The sequence below is a fragment of the Spirochaeta dissipatitropha genome, from assembly GCF_054657935.1.
Genome location: NZ_BAAHXT010000012.1, coordinates 75,742 through 94,257, shown reverse-complemented (window position 1 = coordinate 94,257; position 18,516 = coordinate 75,742). Strand labels below are relative to the sequence as shown.

Here is an 18,516-nt window from a genome sequence, read left to right as displayed (position 1 = left end):
TATGTCTTTGTTACTATGGTGAGTGATGATACTAATAGTACACAGACATAAGAATTATAAAATAGCTTTTAATTATATTCAAAGCTTTGCAATAGATTCTTATTGTTTATTTTACTGTTATAAAAAGTTATTATAATTTAATTTACGAACTATTTCATTTTATATTTATTTATGAAAATATTATTTGATAAATAAATTTATAATTATCAATGGACAATTTTATATTTATATTTTACTTTATTATTTTGAAATATCTTAAAGCAAAAAGAATTGAATGCTTAACAAAGGAAATATACACTGGTAGATAAAAAGGTTTTTTCGTAAGAGCATATCTCAAAAAAATAACTTTTTTCACGAATAAGTATTTGATGTCATTTCGATATTTCTTAGATAAACTATTTTTTGACATATAACGATATACTGACATGGGATTATGATTATAGTAAATTTTACCTACTAGAGCACAGTTGAAGATTCTTAATATATCCCCATTAGCTGGAATATTGTTATAATTTTCAATCATATAATTTTTTCGGTAAACAAAACTAGCGGTTGGAAAAAACCAGCTACGTAATAAAATATCTTTTATACCCAGTATTGTTGGTAATTTTTTTTTGTTGAAAACATGTGTTATTTTGGTTTCATCATTTAATACAATTGCATTGTGAATATAAATTGAAAATAAAGGGTTTTTTTCTAAATAATTAACTTGTATATTTAATTTGTATTGATCTATCCAATAATCATCTCCTTCACAAAGCGCGATATACTTACCCAAAAGATAGGGTTCGATATATTTATCTCTTCTTAGACCTCTAGAATGCAGATTCTCTTTTTGAAAGACCGCGTTTATAATATTTGGATAAGATTCAATATAACGATTAATAATATCAACGGTTTTGTCAGTAGAGGCATCATCATGTATAACTACATTGAATGGAAATTCTGTTTTTTGAATAAGAAAACCACGGATCGTATCGTCAATATATTTTTCATGATTGTATGTCGCACAAACTATACTTACAATTGGGTGATCAGACTCAAATTTCCACGATTTTATTATTTCATACTCAGAACGAATATAATTCATTTTGTTATTTAAATTCCTTTAGAAGTATTTCAGACAACTGATTCCAAGCTTTTATCTGCATTATGTGAAGTTCCAATATATATATACTAAACCCCGAAATAAACATTATTACTAGGCTAAAAAAATCGGAAATTTGTAACGTTAATATATTAACAACATAAACAGATACAGCCATAATTATTGCAACAAATAGAATCGGTAGAACATCAATAATTTGTTCACGCAACTTATAATTAATTAAAGGCCCTGCTATGCCAGCGTTCAAAAAAAGCCCAATATAAGATGAAAATATCTGAGAAATTATTAATCCATATACACCCCATTTAACTCCAACAATTATTAATATGATTGTTATCGTTTTTTTTATAATTTCTAGTTTCAACAATAAATCTGTACGTCCAGTTACTTTCAAAATATTCACATTGGATGAGTGGATTGGATATAAAATACCAACCAAACACAATAATTGAAAAAAAACTATAGACTGCTGCCATTGTCCTCCTAAAAATAGAGGAATTAATCGGTCTGCTGCAGCCAAACTTCCTAGCATCAAAGGGAAGGAAACAAGTGACAATAACTGAATACTTTTTTTATATCCAGACTTTAGTCTTGGTAAATCATCTTGAATTGAAGAGAATGCTGAGAAAGTTACTTTCGAAACAATCATCGAAAGATTTGACATAGGAAGATCTTTCATTCTTTTTGCTTGGGTATAATAACCAACCAGATCTATTGCAAATAAGCGTCCAATAACCATTGCATGAATATGCTTAAATCCCTGATCAAGTACACCAGATAATTGTATTTTCCAACCATAGTTAAACAACTCCTGAAAAGATGCTTTAGACCATCGTCCAGATGGCACCCAACTAGATTGCACCCATAAAATTGAAACCATAATCATCTTTTGCAATACCATTTGTACGACCAAAGCCCATGCACCTAAACCTGAAATTGCAATACTTACCGCAATAATACCACTGATAAATGATGCTATAATACTTACAACTGATAAATTCTTAAAATTTAATGCTCGTTCAAACTGAACACGTTGAATTATTACAAAGGCATCCAGAATGATCACAATTCCTGCTACTCTAATAAGTGATGTCAATTGTGTTTGAAAGTAGAATTTTGATATAACATCTGCAGCTGAAAATATTACAATATACAGAATAAATGCCAAGATCAGTGAAAAATAAAAAGCAGTTGTTAGATCATTGTTATTGACTTCTTTTTTCTGAATTATTGCCTGTGCAAAACCATTATTAATTATTGTTTCTGCTATCACAATAAAAATCATAAGTATGCCAATGAGACCGAAATCTAGCGGAGTCAATATTCGTGCGAGCAGTAAGGTCACGATAAATCGGATGCCCTGTTCACCAAATCGCTCGACGGAACTCCATACAAGTGCCCATAATGTTCTAGTTTTTAAAGTAGTGATAAATATCATCCTTATTATATAAATCGGAATCCGCCATTATAACTTCAGGATTAGATATAGTTAAATATCCAGGATAAATTTTATAATTTCTTATCGAATTCATATTTACTTCAGCGTCAAATGAATAGTACACAGTTATATTTTGATTCAATTCTTGAATAGTTGATGAGACAGTTACATTGAAATACTTCTCTGTAAAGGAAGTTAAAAAATATGGCGCAAAATCAATACCTAGCTGTAGTGGCCCCCAAAACCTTGGATTAAGTTCAATAAAATAAAATACTTCTTCAGCTTGAATAAGTTCAATCATGAATGGACCTTGGTATTGTAAACCTTTCAAAACACCAAGTATTGATTCTTCATTAACGCCAGGATTTGTTGTTGATCGAGCAAAAAAAATGGATTTACCACCAGCCTGCTGCAATAGATTCTCTTGCCAGTACCCTGTTGCATTGCCATCAAACAGAGTGCCACAAAAATAATAACTGGCACCATCTACATACTTCTGAAAAAAATAATCTTCAGGATGTATTTGTTGTAAGTTCTTTTCTAATTCTTCGGTATTGTGACAGATAATTGGGTATAAAGTCTTTCCATTTAAAATGTTGATCCTTGGTTTTATGACACACGGTGCAGATAACTGTTCTAGTGACATGGTTGGAATCTTTTGAATTTCTTTATTTACAAACAGATCTTCTGATGTAGATTTGTTTGTCACCATTTTATAGGTCTCAGCTTGAGCTATAGGAAACTGAAAACCAAAAGACTCCAACTTGTTTATATTATGGAGAATAAAGGTGTTTAGAAATTCAGAAGTTGGCATATATACCGGGGTCTCAGAAAACAATTCTCGAATCTGTTGGAAAAGCTCAATGGTAAGATTTTTATCCTGACGGATCATGATTACCTGCTTTTTATAGATCGTCTTAAAGATATCATCTTCCTTATCAGAAGCAACAAGTGCAAATGGAATGCCTTGCTCAGTAAAAAACCTACATAGAGATAACACTGCTCTGAAATTATAACCAGAAAATATCAATGCCTTACTATTCATACATGTACCTAATTACTTTGAGTACTTCTTTTCTTTTTGATCTACTGTTTATTGGTAAACATAGAACTTTTGCTGCAATATCTTTTGAAACTGGACAACAACCTCGCATATTTTCATTCATATAGCTGATCTGATCTAAACTCGGAAAGAAGTATCGTCGCGGGACTATGTTTACCCTATTTAATGAGGCTTGTGTTTCAAGACAATTCTTCTCATTTGAAAAAATTACCGGAATATAACTAAAATTTCGTGTTGCTTCAGTATTCCATAGCTGAAATTGTACTTGGTCAGAAAGCTCATTTTCATATATTTCCCACACCCGGCGACGAGATCGTATAATCTTTTCTATGTCATCCAACACACACAACCCCATGGCTGCTTCAAACTCATTCATTTTGGCATTGGTTCCAGCCAGCTCAAAGCTTTCAGGGCCTGTTATTCCAAAACTTGAGAGCAACCTTGCTTTGCGTGCCACCTCGTCGTTATTAGTTATGACAGCGCCACCTTCTATTGTGTGAAACAATTTGGTTGCATGAAAACTCAAGGTGCTTACATCACCCCAATTCAGAACGCTTTCACCTTTGTACTTGACTCCAAAGGCATGAGCAGCATCATAGATAACCTTCAGTTTGTTACGTGATGCAATTTCCTGAATTTTTTCTACTTCACATGGATTTCCGTAGACATGCACAGGCACAATTGCACTGGTTTTCTCTGTAATCAGCGGTTCAATATTATCGGGATTCATATTCAGAGACTGTGAATTTATATCTGCAAATATTGGAGTTAGTCCTTCCCAGACCTGCGTACTGGCGGTAGCCACAAAACTGAATGGCGTGGTAATAACTTCGCCGCTGAGATCCAGTGCTTTGTATGCAATCTGCAACGCCAACGATCCATTGGCAACCAGTATTACATTACGTACCCCAAGGTACGCAGCCAGACGTTGTTCCAGTTCCTGCAATAAAGGACCGTTGTTGGTCAAATGGCCGGACTTAAATATTTGCTTAACATATCGGGTATATTTTCTTCTCGATGGAAGATAAGGTTTGGTAATTGGTATCATTTATTTCTCTTCCAGTAACGATAGCATGTAGTTTCCATAGTTGTTTTTCTGCATTGCTGTTCCAGCTGCTTCAAATTCACTATCACTCATCCAGCTGTTGCGCCAAGCAATTTCTTCCAGACAGGCAATTTTATAACCCTGGCGTTTTTCAATGGTTTCTACAAATTGCGCTGCTTCCAGCATACTGTCATGAGTACCTGTATCCAGCCAGGCAAAACCACGGCCGAGCATTTCCACGTTCAGATCACCTCTTTCCAGATACACCTGATTCACCGAAGTAATTTCGAGTTCCCCTCGTCCGGACGGTTTTACTTTTTTTGCTATTTCAACAACATCGTTATCATAGAAATATAGCCCTGTGACCGCATAATGTGATTTTGGCTTTTTCGGTTTTTCCTCAAGCGATATTGCACGATGGTTTTTATCGAATTCTACTACCCCGAAATTCTCTGGATCCTTAACCTGATACCCAAAAACTGTCGCACCTGTTTTTCGAGCAGCTGCTTCACGAAGCTTTGGTGTGAAACCCTGTCCGTAAAAAATATTATCACCCAATACCAGACAGACATTGTCAGATCCTATGAAATCTTCACCAATAATAAAGGCCTGTGCCAGTCCATCTGGACTTGGCTGCACAGCATATTGAAGCTGAATGCCATAATCGTCCCCATTCCCCAGCAAACGCTGAAAAGCGGCTTGATCTTCCGGTGTTGTAATAATCAATACTTCGCGGATACCAGCCAGCATCAGTACAGATAATGGATAATAGATCATTGGTTTGTCATAGATCGGCAGAAGCTGCTTTGAAACACCCTTTGTAATTGGATACAACCTGGTGCCAGAACCACCGGCAAGAATAATTCCTTTCGTTCTTCCGCTTCCCATGCTCAACCCCCAATCCGTTCAAGTTTATAATCACCGCTAAGAACTCTTTGCCACCAGGTTTCATTTTCAAGATACCATTGAACCGTTTTCTGCAATCCTGATTCAAAGGTCTCTTGTGGAACCCAGCCCAACTCACGCTGCATCTTGCTTGAGTCTATTGCATAACGGCGATCATGACCCGGTCGATCCTTTACAAAACTGATCAGCTCGCGGTAATGAGTAAGGCCCGCTGGCCTTCGCTCAGGAGCGAGATCTTCCAGAAGATCACACAGCGTCTCAACGACCTCAAGGTTTTTCTTTTCGTTGTGCCCACCAATATTATAGGTCTCGCCTACTTCTCCCTGAGTCAGAACTATATACAGAGCTCGGGCATGATCCTCTACATATAACCAATCGCGAACCTGCTGCCCATCGCCATAAACCGGCAATGCTTTGCCATTGATCGCATTGAGAATCATGTGTGGTATCAATTTTTCCGGAAAATGGTATGGCCCGTAATTGTTAGAACAGTTCGTCACCAGGGTCGGCAATCCATAGGTCCGCTTCCAGGCACGTACCAGATGATCCGAACTGGCTTTGCTGGCTGAGTAAGGTGAACTTGGTGCATACGCAGTTTCTTCGGTGAACAGATCTTCCAGATTTTCCAGGTCTCCATAGACTTCATCTGTTGAGATGTGATGAAAACGAAACTGATCTTTCTTCAGTTGAGTAAGTATGCTCCAGTATTCACGACTAGCTTCCAAAAGAGTGTAGGTACCAAATATATTGGTCTCAATGAAATCTGCTGGCCCGTCGATCGACCGATCAACATGACTCTCTGCAGCAAGATGCATTACCGCATCCGGCTGATGCTTGGCAAATATGCTGTCCAGGATTGATCGATCGCAAATATCTGCCTTTTCAAAACAGTAACGATCACTATTGGCTGCATCGGAGAGTGATTCCAGGTTACCAGCATAGGTCAGTTTATCCAGATTGATTACCTGGTCATTAGTATTAGTTATAATGTGGCGAATGACTGCCGAGCCGATAAAACCGGCACCACCGGTTACAAGTATTTTCATAATTTCCTCTTATGAGTTTTCATGTGTAGTACAATAAAACCCGTTGGTTACACCGTCTTTTAATAGTGTGTTTAATATGCTATCCAAACTTCGAGTGAAATGTAGTTCAAAGTCATATAAACTATTTATAAATTCAGTTTTTTTCTCATCATTTTTGGCGTTATCACCTAACAGGTTATGGAACAAAACATTAATTCCCACGGTATATAAAAAATCACGATTCTTTTTGGATGCGCCGTAACCTACAGAGATGTCTTCATCCTTACAGAATTTATCCAGTGTTTTTTCAATATACTTTTTTTCGTAGCCTATATGATTGACATGCTGATTTCTGATTGCTTTGATTGCTTGTTTTAAATTATGTTTATCGAAATCGTCAGCCCAGGTTTTTAATTTCTGAATGGGGGCTTTATCAAAATCTGTCTGGTTAAGTTTTGTTAACAGATCGCTTTTTAGTAGTTGCTTTACTTCCCATAACGTCGCTGCTTGCATAAAAAGTAACTGAAAAAATATGATAGCTTCATTTTCACTGTCTGGGCTAAATTGTGGATAACGATCAGTCAACAGAATCCAATTGATTTTTAATTCATTTGAAATACGCATCAGTTGAATGATGCAATTCTTCTCCAGGTCATTTCGCTTCGAATAATCATCTGCCTTCCACTTCATGACAAGACCAGATGACTTCTGATCAACATTACTATTCATACAATCCTCCTAATTGATTATTTAGAGGAATTATACCATGCGAGATTTTGAAATCACTTAGAATGACAGACAAACAAGCTTCCAACAGAAGCTAATTCTTTTCATACACTATGCCAATAAAATCCCGGGGGGAGCCGTAGGACTGCGAGCGGGGCGACGGGCGACGCGTGAGCAAGCCCGGACAAGCACCGCGGTGGCGAAGCCACGTAGTCCGAAGGCTGGGGGCGCGTCTCTTGCCAGCGACACCCTCAGGTGCCCTGGCGCCCCCTTAATCTTTTTCTTTTTATCTTTATTGTAAAAACCCAGCTACAACACATCCCGCAAAAACACCGGTTCTGCTGTTCCCGTACTGGCTGCATGAGCTATCATCTTCTCAGCCTGTGATCCTTGCGGATCTATATGCTCACCTGCCAGCAGACAGGAAGCAGGGTTGAGTCTGTCCAGTGTTTCTGGATCTGCTTCGCAGTGACTGCGGTAGCTGAGGCCATGGCGGGTGCAGCAATGCTCGACAATAAAATCAAGATCGCTCTGTCCGCAGAGCACTATGCCGTGGGAACCCTTGAGTTTGGCATTACGCACGAGGCTGTCGATCTGTTCCTTCCAGCGCACTACGTTGCCGATTGTCCGGCGCATGTAGCGGTAGCTGCGGGAGGCCAGTGCCCTGGTGCCTTCGGGTGTAACCACGTACTGAATTGTTCTGCCGTCTATCTTCCTCAGGGTCACCAGACCCTTGCCCGCCAGACGCTTGAGTATGCTGTTGGTCATGCCCAGGCTCATTCCCAGAGCCTGCGCCAGATCCCGCTGCCGGGGTTTCCCCTCAGCCTGCCGGCTCAGTACCTGCAGCAGCTCGAATTCATGCTCATCCGCCGCTGCGTGTACAGCCGGATCGGCTGTGTGAGAAAGCTCATTCTGTAGTGATGTATGTTTCTGTGACATTTTTTAGTGTGATTGGCAGCCGTGACGTGGGTCGTGGCTACTACGGCGGCCGTGGCGGCTGTTTTGAACCAAGGATACAGCGGGGTCCATGACAGCGGCCTGTAAAAAAACCCTGCCTGGAGTCATTCTGCTGTATAGGAGCCCTTTTTCCGGCCGGCGAACCTTGCTGCGGAACAGGAAAACCGAATTGTTCAATTAGTGAACACAATAGCGCAGCAGAAAGCTGAATTCAAGGGATGGGTGAAAATAACTGGATTTTTTATGCGCCTGGTTTATTGGACTGGTTCATGCAACGACTGCGATATCTGTCAGTCATTTTATAAGCACCGGTAATTGCGAACTCCGGTAGAGGATCAATTTCCGATTCTGCTACAAGGCAAATTCAGCAAATTCTTCCACCGGGACAGTCACTTCCTGCCGGGCTGTCTTTTCACCGCGTTCCAGAGCTTCAAATTCAGCCTCGATCCTTTTTAGATCTTTGGTAAATATATTGCACACTTTTTTGGGTAAACTCAGACTGACCACAAAACTGACATCTATCTTTCAACTTTCACCTCGACCACTGTCTTCATAATACTCAATAATCCTTGCATTCTCTATAGCCTGTTCCACTTCCAGGATAGTGAGCGCATCATTCATTCGCTCTTCATAAGCGTGAGCAGTAAAATAGTAGGTTCCTTCTTGCACACATCGCTTAATCCATTGTTCAGTAATAGAATTCATTTGTTCTTTCTATATTGGTATGTTTACCACAACGTCCACCTGCAGCACAGATGTATCACATTCCGTTTTCGGCTCCAGGGGAGCCGCAGGAGTGCGAGCGGTGCGGCGGGCCAAGCGATACCGCGCTCTTCTTGCGCGACATCGCAAGCGCAAGGATCGGCAGCGGTTTGGAGACAAACTGCGAGAGATCCGCAGGGCGGCGCGTGAGCAAGCCCGGAAAAGCACCACGGTGGCAAAGCCACGCACGCCGGCGGCGGCAAGCATTGTGCGCAGCGCCAGGTAGTTTTCCATATCCAGATGCCGGCCGAGTCATAGCCGCGGTACTCAAGCCGCTTGAGGCCCTCCAGTATTACTGTGTCTGCTTTTTTGGGGCCGCTGTAGCCGTCGGCCGCACATGGGTTCTTAGTTTCCTTGGGTTTGGTTTGCTTTTAAGACCTACGTTCGAGCTTTCCAGGTAGCAGGGTTTCGAGATAAGTGCATTACAGCCAGAACAGAGACAGCATCAGCCCCATCAACATAAAAAACACCGTAGGGGAATCTATCAACCAATGCCCTGCGAATCTCTTGCTCTACCACAGCAAACATTCTGGGATTGTCAGATATTTGTTGAAATGTCGATTCAACTGCATCAAGGAAATCTATTGCAACTTTTTGATCTCGTTCTGTGACTAGCCAATTAGCCGCTTCATGGATATCCGATTCAGCAATTGATCGTATAATGAGGCGTTTCAACGGACAAACGATCCTTCAACCCGGGCACGCACATCCTGCCACGTTGACCCTTGCGAAGCGCTACGTTTGTACTCATTATATCGGCGATTCAATTCAGAACGCTGTTGCTCACTCAAGTCAAAATCGTCCTCAGCCAGCTCCCAAACAGCTCCTACGATTTCACGCTGTTCTTCCGGCGTATGCTTTCTGATTTCTTCTATGATCGCTTCTTTGGTCATGGCAGGTCTCCCTCACTAATAATTTACCACAATACTGGCGGTTTTTCTAATTGCTGTGGCTACACCAGGCTGTTTCACTCGAAAAAACATCACCGGTAATTTTCATTTTACCTGCTAGCTTCTGACTGGGAACTCTCTGCACTTTTTGCTCTACACTCTGAGATTCATCCATCAATACGATGAGTTCAATATGCTTGTTCGGAGGCAAAGGCGGAAATTTCTTTACGTTACCATTTTCATCAGTGTCGATAAAGATTTTTTCAGCTATCATTTAATTCCTCCATTCCATTATCAGGAACACAAACATAACACAACTTGCACCTGCAGCACAGATATATCACAGACTCCCTGGGAGCCGCGCAACCGTGTGCGCGGCGGGGGGCGCGTCACGTGTCGGAAACACCATCAGATGCAGTGGCGCCCCCTGCATCTCTTCAATTCTCTTTTACAATCCTACTCCACCGTCGCACTTTTAGCCAGATTCCGCGGCTGATCCACGTTATGCCCCAGGCGCAGGGCCATGTAGTAGGACAACAGCTGCATGGGGATCATGGACAGGAAGGGAAACAGCACCGGATCGGTGTGCGGTATGGAGACCACATTGCAGGGAATGCGCGAGAGCTGCTCAATTATATAGGAGCCCACCATTGCGGCATGGTAGCTGGTCTCGTAGCCCCTGTCGCAACTGCTCATAGGATAACCGCCCGTTTTCCAGATCATCGCCAACGGCATAATGTGTCTCGAGACCGTATTTCATGCAGTTGACCGGCTATGAAATCGCTCCTTCAGTTGTTGAAGTGTCAAATTTCGTTCGGGGTGTTCCTGCATTTCTTTCCACCGCTTATCCACTAATGCTTTTTCCTCATCAGTCAACTCATAATCGTCATCATTCGGCTCCCAAACAGCTTCTACGATTTCTCGCTGTTCTTCAGGCGTATGCTTTCTGATTTCTTCTATGATCGCTTCTTTGGTCATGGCAGATCTCCCTTAGTGATAATTTACCACAATACTGATGGTTTTTCTAATTGCTGTGGCGCCCCCCTCTACAAAACATCCCGCAAAAATACCGTCTCCTGCTGCTGCACCCCCAAATTGAATTTCAAAGTGCCAGAAGTTAATTACCGTTGGACAATGAACCATGCGAATAACCCCACTCAAAGATGTTGAAATGTTTTCATGAACCTCGTCTCGAACCGGAAAGGGCTTCCGATGCCACTTACATAACGGAAGATACACAACAGAATAGACTGTCTCTATTTCCGTTGTAACATCCCGTGGCTCAACACACCTATCACCTGGCCGCCAGCACTCATTCGGTTCCGGACATCTATCCGAGGGTACTACACGAAACTTGAAGTGCTCCGGTAAAAACAAACCAGCCAGAGATACAGATAAACCGTTCATTTTTCTTGTTGATTCATTTGCAACATCAATTCTCCGAATACACACTGAAGCTGTATCAAGCTGATCAACATCTATGAGTCGAAAATTCGGCGCGGGTAACAGTTGCCTGGGATAATCCATAACCTAGCCGATACCCTAAACAGAATTCAGTAGTCGTTTTATATCTCAATACAACTGGTGGTACGCTTTCAATCTCTTCTTCAGAGAAGGATGGGCTTAATCCAATATCCATTTGCCCGAAAATCGAACTTAATATGTGATTCCAGTGCATTAATGTGGTCGCTTTTTCGACAGAGCACTGATATGAAATGCTGAACATAACATCAAGCAGACGAGCGTCGGCTTATTACTAGCCCTCGCTACTATGCAACCAGTTCAGTCTATGATGCCGTTCCCTACATTGTTGCCGAGCCTACAGGTTACTTTACTGTTGTCGCTCAGGAAGATGGGCTTGAAATTATATGGACGGATCTCGCACTTCCTGACACTAAATCCGATTCCATTAGCAGACATTTCGAAGTCGATGGCAATTATTTCTACTGGCAGGAGGGCACAGCCATTAAACGCATACAACTTGCCGAAGGTGCTACCGAAGAAACCATTATTGACCAGCCAGGAATCAGAGAAGGCTATTCAATAGTAGGTGACATGATTTTCTACAACCAAAACAAATCTACAAATTAGAGTTATAGGATCGTACGCACACTGTTTGCCCAGGTGTTTTTAAGCACATTCCTGTTTTAGCTCCGGGGGAGCCGGAGTGAATGCGAGCGGTGCGACGGGCGGGGCGTGAGCAAGCCCGGAAGAGCACCGCGGTACCGCAGGTACGCAGTCCAGAGGTGGGGGGCGCGTCACGTGTCGCCAACAACTTCCCATGCAGTGGCGCCCCCTGGATCTTCTTTCTTTTCTTCTGTTTGCTGTTTCTGCAGCTTACTTAAATAATGATGTATCTCCCTTGAAAGGATTTACAATTTCAATCCCTCTGATTCTTTGACCATTATTTAAATCTTCTGAAATTATGTATGTACAATTAGCTTGTTCTGCAGCTGCAAGTATCAGCGAATCCCAGAACGATAGCTGGAATAAAATGCTGATATCAATCGCTTGTTCAATTATCAATAAATCTATTGTAACAATTTCCATATTCCTGTAATTGTGGACAAGATTTTTGACAATGATTTTATCGATTCCTAGTTTTGATGTTGATGCATTATAGAATTCCTGCAGCACTTGCGTGGATATAACCGGAGCGTGTTCCTGTGTAACATTCTTGATTAGCTCCCTTGATTTATGCGTTTTCTCTATGTCCTTTTTATCTACGGTGTACACAAGAATGTTTGTGTCAAAAAAAACTTTAGCCACGATATAATTCCTCACGTGACCACGTAATGCCATTTGCAGAATTAATATTCTTATCAATGTATTCAAATGTGTCATCGAGCCAGCTTGTACTATTTTTTTTTACTGTCTGTTCGATTAATTTCCGGACAAGTGCATTAAACGAAATGTTATGAGTTTTAGCATAATCTCGCCCGAGTTTTAAAATGTCTTCGTCCATAGAAAGTGTAATGTTCTTCATATACACAGCATAAGTGTGCGCAGTTAATTTGTCAAATTACTCACTTGTATAATTGATTTTGAATTAACTCTTTTCCGGGCAGCCGATAGATATCAAAGTCTGAATCGATACTTATGATTTTACGGATTCCGGTGTGCTCTGCAGCAATTACCAAAGTTGCGTCTGCAAAATCCATGGGTAGGTCTGCGTATTTTTTTGTCAATTCAATTATTCTTGAAATGTGCTTTTGTTGAATTTCGAATAGTATGATCCCCTCGCGTAATATCCATTCTAAAAAAGCTATCTGCACATTTACATTAAAGTTCAGCATGTGGGAGACTTCAGTTGCAACTGCTGTAGTGGTAATCAAATTGCATTTGTTGATTTTAATATATTCTTTTATTTGAAAATGATATGAATCATCATGGTCAAATAAAGCAATTATTGGTCCAGAATCAATGAGTATGGAATTTGTCATTCAGCTTATCTTTCAATATGTGTTTATAATTCTTCGAAAGGTCATTTCTTCCACTTCCATACTGCCCAAAAAGATCTTCACCTAATTCGTATGAACAATAATTCAGGTGTTCTTGCTCCATAAACATTTCCAGGGCATCTTTAATGATCTCTGATTTTGATTTCTTTTGTGCTTTTGATATAGAACTTAATTTTTTTTCCATATCTGCAGGTAGTCGAACTGTTGTCATGCGCGCCCTCCGTAATACATATTGTAATACAGGTGTGGCAGCCAGTCAAATTTCTGCTGTGGGCAGTAATAATTTTCCGGAACGGCAGATCTCAGGCAGTACGTTTACCTAAAGAATTTCAATTCGTGGATCAAGAAGTATTTATTCAAAAACATGGTAATAGTGACAAATAATACCAGGGAATTTATGCGCATAGATGAATTAACAGTCGAAGATTGGACTATATAAAGGCTCCCGGGCCAGCGGTTTGTTCGCAAACCACGAGTCAAAGAAGCAGTAAGGGTTTGTGAAACAAACCGTGTAAGCTTCTGCGGGGAGCCGCGCAACCGTGTGCGCGGTGTAATGACCCACAGAATATCGTGGTGGAGTATTTCCTTTGTTAAGCTTCTGCAAGTAGTTCTTCCATACTGCTGCAGGGAAGGCCGGATGGGGCAGAAAAGTTTCTGTCGCTGGTCAGAATGAATCGGCAGTTTTCTCTGAGGGCGGCGTAGCCCTGAACTCTGTCCTCGAAGTCTATGTTCGGGGTCTGTCGGCAATCGGAGATAGTTTTTTCCAGCAGATTCTGTCCGAACGGGACAACAATCCACTCCTTCAGTATGTACTCAAAGAATTCGATTATTTTGATCTTGTCTTTTACAACATAGTAAATAGTGGTCAGAAGATCTTCTGTGACTACTGGTGTGTATCCTGATTCAAGCAGGGTGGAGAGACTCCTGACAGCAAGCTTGTGCCGGGGCCGGGCGGCATCAAGAAAATCGATTATTACATTTGCATCAATAAATACAGGAGCGATACTCATTGATTTTCCTTTTTCTGCTTCAGCTCCTGCAGGCTGTGATCTGCGAAATCCCCGTTCACTACTCCGGCAAACTGCAGCAGTTGACTTTTTCTGCGTTCCTGATCTTTTTTGATCTTCTCGTGCAGAAACTGCTTCACTTCCTCAGCATAGCGTTGGGGCACAAAAACGCCTTTGTACTCATGACTTTTTCTGTCTTCGATTTCAATATAATCATAGTCCGAGAGTACTGATCCACTGCGTGTCAATTCGCGAATACTGAATGTCGTAGTCATATAATCCTCTTTATATGAATATACAATTTCATATTAATATCGTCAAATCGATTAAATCGTCACAAAGATAATATTACGGGGAACAAAAATTTGAAATATGGCTGAAATCATGAGATAATTAATAGTCATTACTATTTACCTATTCACGAGGTGGAGCCATGAAAAATGTAAAAACATTCCATCCACGGGTTTTTCAGGTAACTGGAATTCTTTCGCTTTTGATTTTATTTTCTGCATGTAATCTTTTCTTTGATCCAGGAAATGGTACAACGGGCGATGAAAGCCTGACAGCTGAGTCAACAGACTCTTCAGATGCTCCGGATTCCGGAAATACGCTGGTAATTCCGCGGGAGATCTGGGGTACCTGGACGAGAATGGACAGCGGCGAGAGCTACTACTTTTCGGACAACAGTCTTATTCTGAACAGAGACAGTGATTCCCCGACGGTACGGGCAGTCACGAGCGTCGACGGCAGCAGCAAAATCAGTATTGGTTCTGATTCATTTGAGCTTGTCAGCAGCAATGTCCTTCGCTTCCATGATTATTATCTGTTTCGGGAAGGCGGGGCCAACAGGTCATTCCGTGCCAGAATCGCCGGATTCCAGGATACAGTGGCCCAGAGTATCGCGCGAATGGCCGTTCCCGGCCAGGGTACAGAAATCCGGCGCAGGAATCCTTCAAACGAGAACGATGCTGAAGATGTAGAAGCGGATCCGGATGGACATGTCGGGTTTTCAGATGCTGTCAGCGATGATGAGCAGGAAATTACCGTTGTGTTCGAGAATCCTTCGGGAGAATCGGGCGAGGTCACACTTATTACCCGCCCTGAATACGATGATGAATTCATTGGAACCATCCCACTCGTAGAAGAGGGCTATAATTTCAAGACCCGCTATTCAGTGAATCCGGATCAGCTGGTAAATGGCTACATGTATGGTAACGCCTTCGATACCTATGAGCTGGAGATTTTTCTGGAAAATATCGGGGATTCCGAGGCGCGAACAACTATCTGGAATCTGGTGTATCCCGATGGGTTAAGCACAAGCAGCCCCGTTGACGGCAATTTTTCCACCATTCCCGCAGGGGACAGCCGGAGCATTAACCAGCATATTACCGCCGGGAATATCGATGGCGATTTTCAGGACTTTGAAATCAAGGTCGAAATTACAGATACCGATGAGGGCCGCACCTGGGAAGATTATGTTGTCCTCAGGTTTTTCCGTCTTCCTGTACAGTTTCGCGTTCGGGCATACAACATAGACGGGGGAGGATCCCTCAAGGCCTTCATCGTCAGCCCCGAGAACAGATCCACATGGTTTGAAACCTATCATGATTCCAGCAATGCAGTCACACTGCCATATCGCGAAGACCCATATATTCTCGCTTTTTCCGGAGCCGGGCATCTGGAAGAAATGAAATATTCATTCACTGTCAATTCCACCCCGAATCCACTGGGAGATGAGACCTGGAGTTTTGATCAGATCTCGAAATTCAGGGACTATGACTCGGAATACCATACATATCTGATTGATAACTCGGCACAGCCCGTCGATGGCTACCTGGGAATGGCTGAAATTACTTTTTTCACTGTTGATCTGAATGAACTTGGTGATGAATATTACCGCCCGATTGTTTACAGTGCCCATGTTATAGCCGACACCGGTAATGAAGACGGCATTGTGAATCCAGGAGAAACTATCAGCCTGGACATGAGAATTCAGAACGCCAGCAGGAGTGCTATAGATATAAGTGCCGCTCTAAGCAGTGATTCTCCCTACATCGATTTTTCCCGGCACGAGTTTCACTACGGTGCGATTTCCGCAGGGCATTATCAGACCATATCCAACAGGGATCTATCCAATGGATCATCAGCAGCAAGTGATCTGGCTATGGATGCAGAGACAAGCAATGCATTCACGTTTACTGTTGCAGAACATACCCCGGTACACACAGAAATACCGATTACCTTGAGCTTTACAGACAGCAAGTCAAACACCTGGGTGGAAGAGTTCACTATTACTGTGTACGAAAGCAATGCGAATATGGTGTATCATGCACACATGCTTGGTGCGAATAACAGTACCGATATACTGCCAACTCCAGGCGACAACGTAACAATGGATATACGCGTTCAGAATGAAGGAACCAGCAACGCAATGGATGTGACTGCGGTACTAAGCAGCAATTCTCCCTATATCGATTTCACTCAAAACGAGTTTCACTACGGCACAATATCCGCAGAGCGCTACATGACAATTGGAGAAAAAAATACACGGCATTCCGGTTTCACCGGTTCAACCTCAGACAGCCTGTCTATGAACGCATCAGCGGCCAATGCATTTGCCTTCACTATTTCCGAAGACACACCTGATCTAACGGAGATACCAGTCAGCATAAGTTTTACCGACAGTCAGACCAACACCTGGACAGATGAGTTCAGTTTTACTGTGTATCATTATGTGGTGGGTGACAGCGGTCCTGCGGGAGGTATCATTTTCTACATTGATGAAGCCAATGAATATGACTGGACGTATCTTGAAAGCTGGACGGCCGATGAAGAAGGAGGTACCTTCCAGTGGAAAACCAGCAATACAGATACTCCCGGCACCTCTGTTGAATTGGGCAGCGGATACAGAAATACCTACGAGGCGATGACAGGCCCCGAGCATCCCGCTGCCGAGACAGCAAGAAATGCAGACCATGGAGGATACAGCGACTGGTTCCTGCCGAGTAGAATAGAACTTATCATTCTGCAGCCGCGCAATGTCTTTATTGGTGGTTTTCTGTCGGAACACTACTGGACTTCTTCAGAAGTCGATACCAATCGAGCCTATTCCGTTAATTTTTCAAATGGTTATTATAGCAGTGATTTCAAGGGCCAAAACCGCCACCTTCGGGTAATACGTTCATTTTAACAGGATTGAGTATGAAACAAAGAAGAACAATTGTCGTTTCGTTTATTTTTCTCATAATCAGCACAGTGCAGCTGAACAGCACCGTGTTTGATTTCTCCTCATCCCTGTTTCAGGAGGGCAGTCTGATCGTCGGCTACTTTGAACGCCCCCTCAGTGAACGCCTGGGCCTTGGAGTAAATGTATATGAACAGACCCAGTATTCGGATTCACTGGTGCCTGGTGCCGAATTATCTACCCAATTCAATGAGTTCCAGCGGAAAGAAACCGAGATTTTTCTGCCATTCTATCTGTCTGCCGGCCTGCTTTTTGACTCCATTACCCTGTCACTGAACTATATAAGCATTACCGAGACCAATAAGGCCACTTTTGTACTTGTAGACGAAATTGGCGAGTTCGGAACGGATTACCTGAACCAGCGCACTACTCGATTCATTTCCCCCCGCATCGGCTTCACTGCCTCGGTTGGCGGCGGTCGGGCCGACCTGCGCTACTCAGCACAGGTCTCACCATTTTACTACTTTATTCTCAATCAGCAGGTCTCGTATACTTACAGCGATCACGAGGATTCCCTTGAAGACCTGCAGCTCGACAACCGCATGTCCAGTTTCGCAGCACCCTATATTTCCCAGAACATCCGCATTCGGGCCGGCAGATTTATCCGCCTGACTGCTGATCATTCCTACCAGTACCTGCCCTACAGGAACATTCAACTCGATAACACAGGACTCGATGTCATGATTGCCGATGATCCGGTCCACCTGCATGGCATACGTCTGGTTGCCGACATAGGCATACCGATTCAGAATATTCTGACAATCAATCTTGGAATCGGCCAGAGAATGAACATTCAGCTCAGAAATCATCTGCCCCCCGAGAACCGCATTCATGTCACCCGGGAACCATACTTCAGTCTGGGTTTCGCTCTTGAGTAGCCAGAA

The 18,516-nt window shown here is 42.2% G+C and carries 23 protein-coding genes; 3 read left to right on the top strand and 20 right to left on the bottom strand.

Translation table 11 applies throughout. The features are described from left to right. Positions 1–232 precede the first annotated feature (232 nt). The 9 genes from ACYQ2L_RS13805 to ACYQ2L_RS13765 form a co-directional block, all read right to left on the bottom strand. Positions 233–1,090 (bottom strand): glycosyltransferase, encoded by an 858-nt coding sequence (locus tag ACYQ2L_RS13805; protein WP_460056839.1) that lies wholly within the window; start codon positions 1,088–1,090, stop codon positions 233–235. 4 nt (positions 1,091–1,094) lie between these two features. Continuing rightward, positions 1,095–2,546, bottom strand: coding sequence for a lipopolysaccharide biosynthesis protein (locus tag ACYQ2L_RS13800; protein WP_460056837.1), 1,452 nt, complete (start codon positions 2,544–2,546; stop codon positions 1,095–1,097). Next, on the bottom strand, positions 2,518–3,591 hold the full coding sequence (locus ACYQ2L_RS13795) for a hypothetical protein (RefSeq protein ID WP_460056834.1): 1,074 nt from the start codon (positions 3,589–3,591) through the stop codon (positions 2,518–2,520). Before ACYQ2L_RS13795 ends, ACYQ2L_RS13800 begins: the two co-directional genes overlap by 29 nt. Next, positions 3,584–4,657, bottom strand: a complete 1,074-nt coding sequence (locus ACYQ2L_RS13790; RefSeq protein WP_460056832.1) for a DegT/DnrJ/EryC1/StrS family aminotransferase — start codon at positions 4,655–4,657, stop codon at positions 3,584–3,586. The genes ACYQ2L_RS13795 and ACYQ2L_RS13790 overlap by 8 nt, the downstream gene beginning before the upstream one ends. After that, a complete protein-coding gene (gene rfbA / locus ACYQ2L_RS13785; RefSeq protein ID WP_460056830.1) occupies positions 4,658–5,542 on the bottom strand; it encodes a glucose-1-phosphate thymidylyltransferase RfbA in 885 nt (294 codons plus the stop codon). Positions 5,543–5,544: 2 nt separating this feature from the next. Then, entirely contained in the window at positions 5,545–6,606 is a 1,062-nt protein-coding gene (rfbB, locus tag ACYQ2L_RS13780; protein ID WP_460056828.1) for a dTDP-glucose 4,6-dehydratase, read from the bottom strand. Positions 6,607–6,615: 9 nt separating this feature from the next. Then, entirely contained in the window at positions 6,616–7,314 is a 699-nt protein-coding gene (locus ACYQ2L_RS13775) for a hypothetical protein (protein WP_460056825.1), read from the bottom strand. Positions 7,315–7,620: 306 nt separating this feature from the next. Continuing rightward, complete coding sequence (locus tag ACYQ2L_RS13770; RefSeq protein WP_460056823.1) at positions 7,621–8,250, bottom strand: winged helix-turn-helix transcriptional regulator; 630 nt, start codon at positions 8,248–8,250, stop codon at positions 7,621–7,623. A 543-nt stretch (positions 8,251–8,793) separates the two neighbouring features. Continuing rightward, a complete protein-coding gene (locus ACYQ2L_RS13765; RefSeq protein WP_460056821.1) occupies positions 8,794–8,973 on the bottom strand; it encodes a DUF4258 domain-containing protein in 180 nt (59 codons plus the stop codon). Positions 8,974–8,992: 19 nt separating this feature from the next. Between ACYQ2L_RS13765 and ACYQ2L_RS13760 the strand changes: the two genes are divergently transcribed. Continuing rightward, positions 8,993–9,256 (top strand): hypothetical protein, encoded by a 264-nt coding sequence (locus ACYQ2L_RS13760; protein WP_460056819.1) that lies wholly within the window; start codon positions 8,993–8,995, stop codon positions 9,254–9,256. Between the two features lie 152 nt (positions 9,257–9,408). Here ACYQ2L_RS13760 and ACYQ2L_RS13755 read toward each other — a convergent pair whose 3' ends face one another. From ACYQ2L_RS13755 to ACYQ2L_RS13705, 11 genes are all read right to left on the bottom strand, one after another. Continuing rightward, a complete protein-coding gene (locus tag ACYQ2L_RS13755; protein WP_460056816.1) occupies positions 9,409–9,705 on the bottom strand; it encodes a type II toxin-antitoxin system RelE/ParE family toxin in 297 nt (98 codons plus the stop codon). Beyond that, a complete protein-coding gene (locus tag ACYQ2L_RS13750; RefSeq protein WP_460056814.1) occupies positions 9,702–9,923 on the bottom strand; it encodes an addiction module protein in 222 nt (73 codons plus the stop codon). The genes ACYQ2L_RS13755 and ACYQ2L_RS13750 overlap by 4 nt, the downstream gene beginning before the upstream one ends. Positions 9,924–9,969: 46 nt before the next feature. Continuing rightward, positions 9,970–10,194: a hypothetical protein gene (locus ACYQ2L_RS13745; RefSeq protein WP_460056811.1), complete on the bottom strand. Its 225-nt coding sequence runs from the start codon at positions 10,192–10,194 to the stop codon at positions 9,970–9,972. Positions 10,195–10,376: 182 nt separating this feature from the next. Next, the gene (locus tag ACYQ2L_RS13740; RefSeq protein ID WP_460056808.1) at positions 10,377–10,643 is read right to left on the bottom strand and encodes a hypothetical protein; all 267 of its coding nucleotides are present in this window, start codon (positions 10,641–10,643) and stop codon (positions 10,377–10,379) included. A gap of 33 nt (positions 10,644–10,676) precedes the next feature. After that, positions 10,677–10,898: a hypothetical protein gene (locus ACYQ2L_RS13735; RefSeq protein WP_460056806.1), complete on the bottom strand. Its 222-nt coding sequence runs from the start codon at positions 10,896–10,898 to the stop codon at positions 10,677–10,679. A gap of 1,359 nt (positions 10,899–12,257) precedes the next feature. After that, positions 12,258–12,689 carry a PIN domain-containing protein gene (locus ACYQ2L_RS13730; RefSeq protein WP_460056804.1) on the bottom strand — a complete coding sequence of 144 codons (432 nt, stop codon included), beginning with the start codon at positions 12,687–12,689 and terminating at the stop codon, positions 12,258–12,260. Then, positions 12,682–12,906 carry a hypothetical protein gene (locus ACYQ2L_RS13725; protein WP_460056801.1) on the bottom strand — a complete coding sequence of 75 codons (225 nt, stop codon included), beginning with the start codon at positions 12,904–12,906 and terminating at the stop codon, positions 12,682–12,684. The genes ACYQ2L_RS13730 and ACYQ2L_RS13725 overlap by 8 nt, the downstream gene beginning before the upstream one ends. Positions 12,907–12,946: 40 nt before the next feature. Continuing rightward, positions 12,947–13,363, bottom strand: coding sequence for a type II toxin-antitoxin system VapC family toxin (locus ACYQ2L_RS13720; protein ID WP_460056799.1), 417 nt, complete (start codon positions 13,361–13,363; stop codon positions 12,947–12,949). Next, positions 13,341–13,592 (bottom strand): ribbon-helix-helix domain-containing protein, encoded by a 252-nt coding sequence (locus ACYQ2L_RS13715; protein WP_460056797.1) that lies wholly within the window; start codon positions 13,590–13,592, stop codon positions 13,341–13,343. Before ACYQ2L_RS13715 ends, ACYQ2L_RS13720 begins: the two co-directional genes overlap by 23 nt. Positions 13,593–13,971: 379 nt before the next feature. Beyond that, a complete protein-coding gene (locus tag ACYQ2L_RS13710) occupies positions 13,972–14,391 on the bottom strand; it encodes a type II toxin-antitoxin system VapC family toxin (RefSeq protein ID WP_460056794.1) in 420 nt (139 codons plus the stop codon). Next, complete coding sequence (locus ACYQ2L_RS13705; protein ID WP_460056791.1) at positions 14,388–14,663, bottom strand: hypothetical protein; 276 nt, start codon at positions 14,661–14,663, stop codon at positions 14,388–14,390. Before ACYQ2L_RS13705 ends, ACYQ2L_RS13710 begins: the two co-directional genes overlap by 4 nt. 158 nt (positions 14,664–14,821) lie before the next feature. On the opposite strand from ACYQ2L_RS13705, the gene ACYQ2L_RS13700 reads away from it, so the two are divergent. Then, positions 14,822–17,578, top strand: a complete 2,757-nt coding sequence (locus ACYQ2L_RS13700) for an Lcl domain-containing protein (protein ID WP_460056789.1) — start codon at positions 14,822–14,824, stop codon at positions 17,576–17,578. Positions 17,579–17,589: 11 nt separating this feature from the next. Next, positions 17,590–18,510, top strand: coding sequence for a hypothetical protein (locus ACYQ2L_RS13695; protein WP_460056787.1), 921 nt, complete (start codon positions 17,590–17,592; stop codon positions 18,508–18,510). Positions 18,511–18,516: the final 6 nt, after the last annotated feature.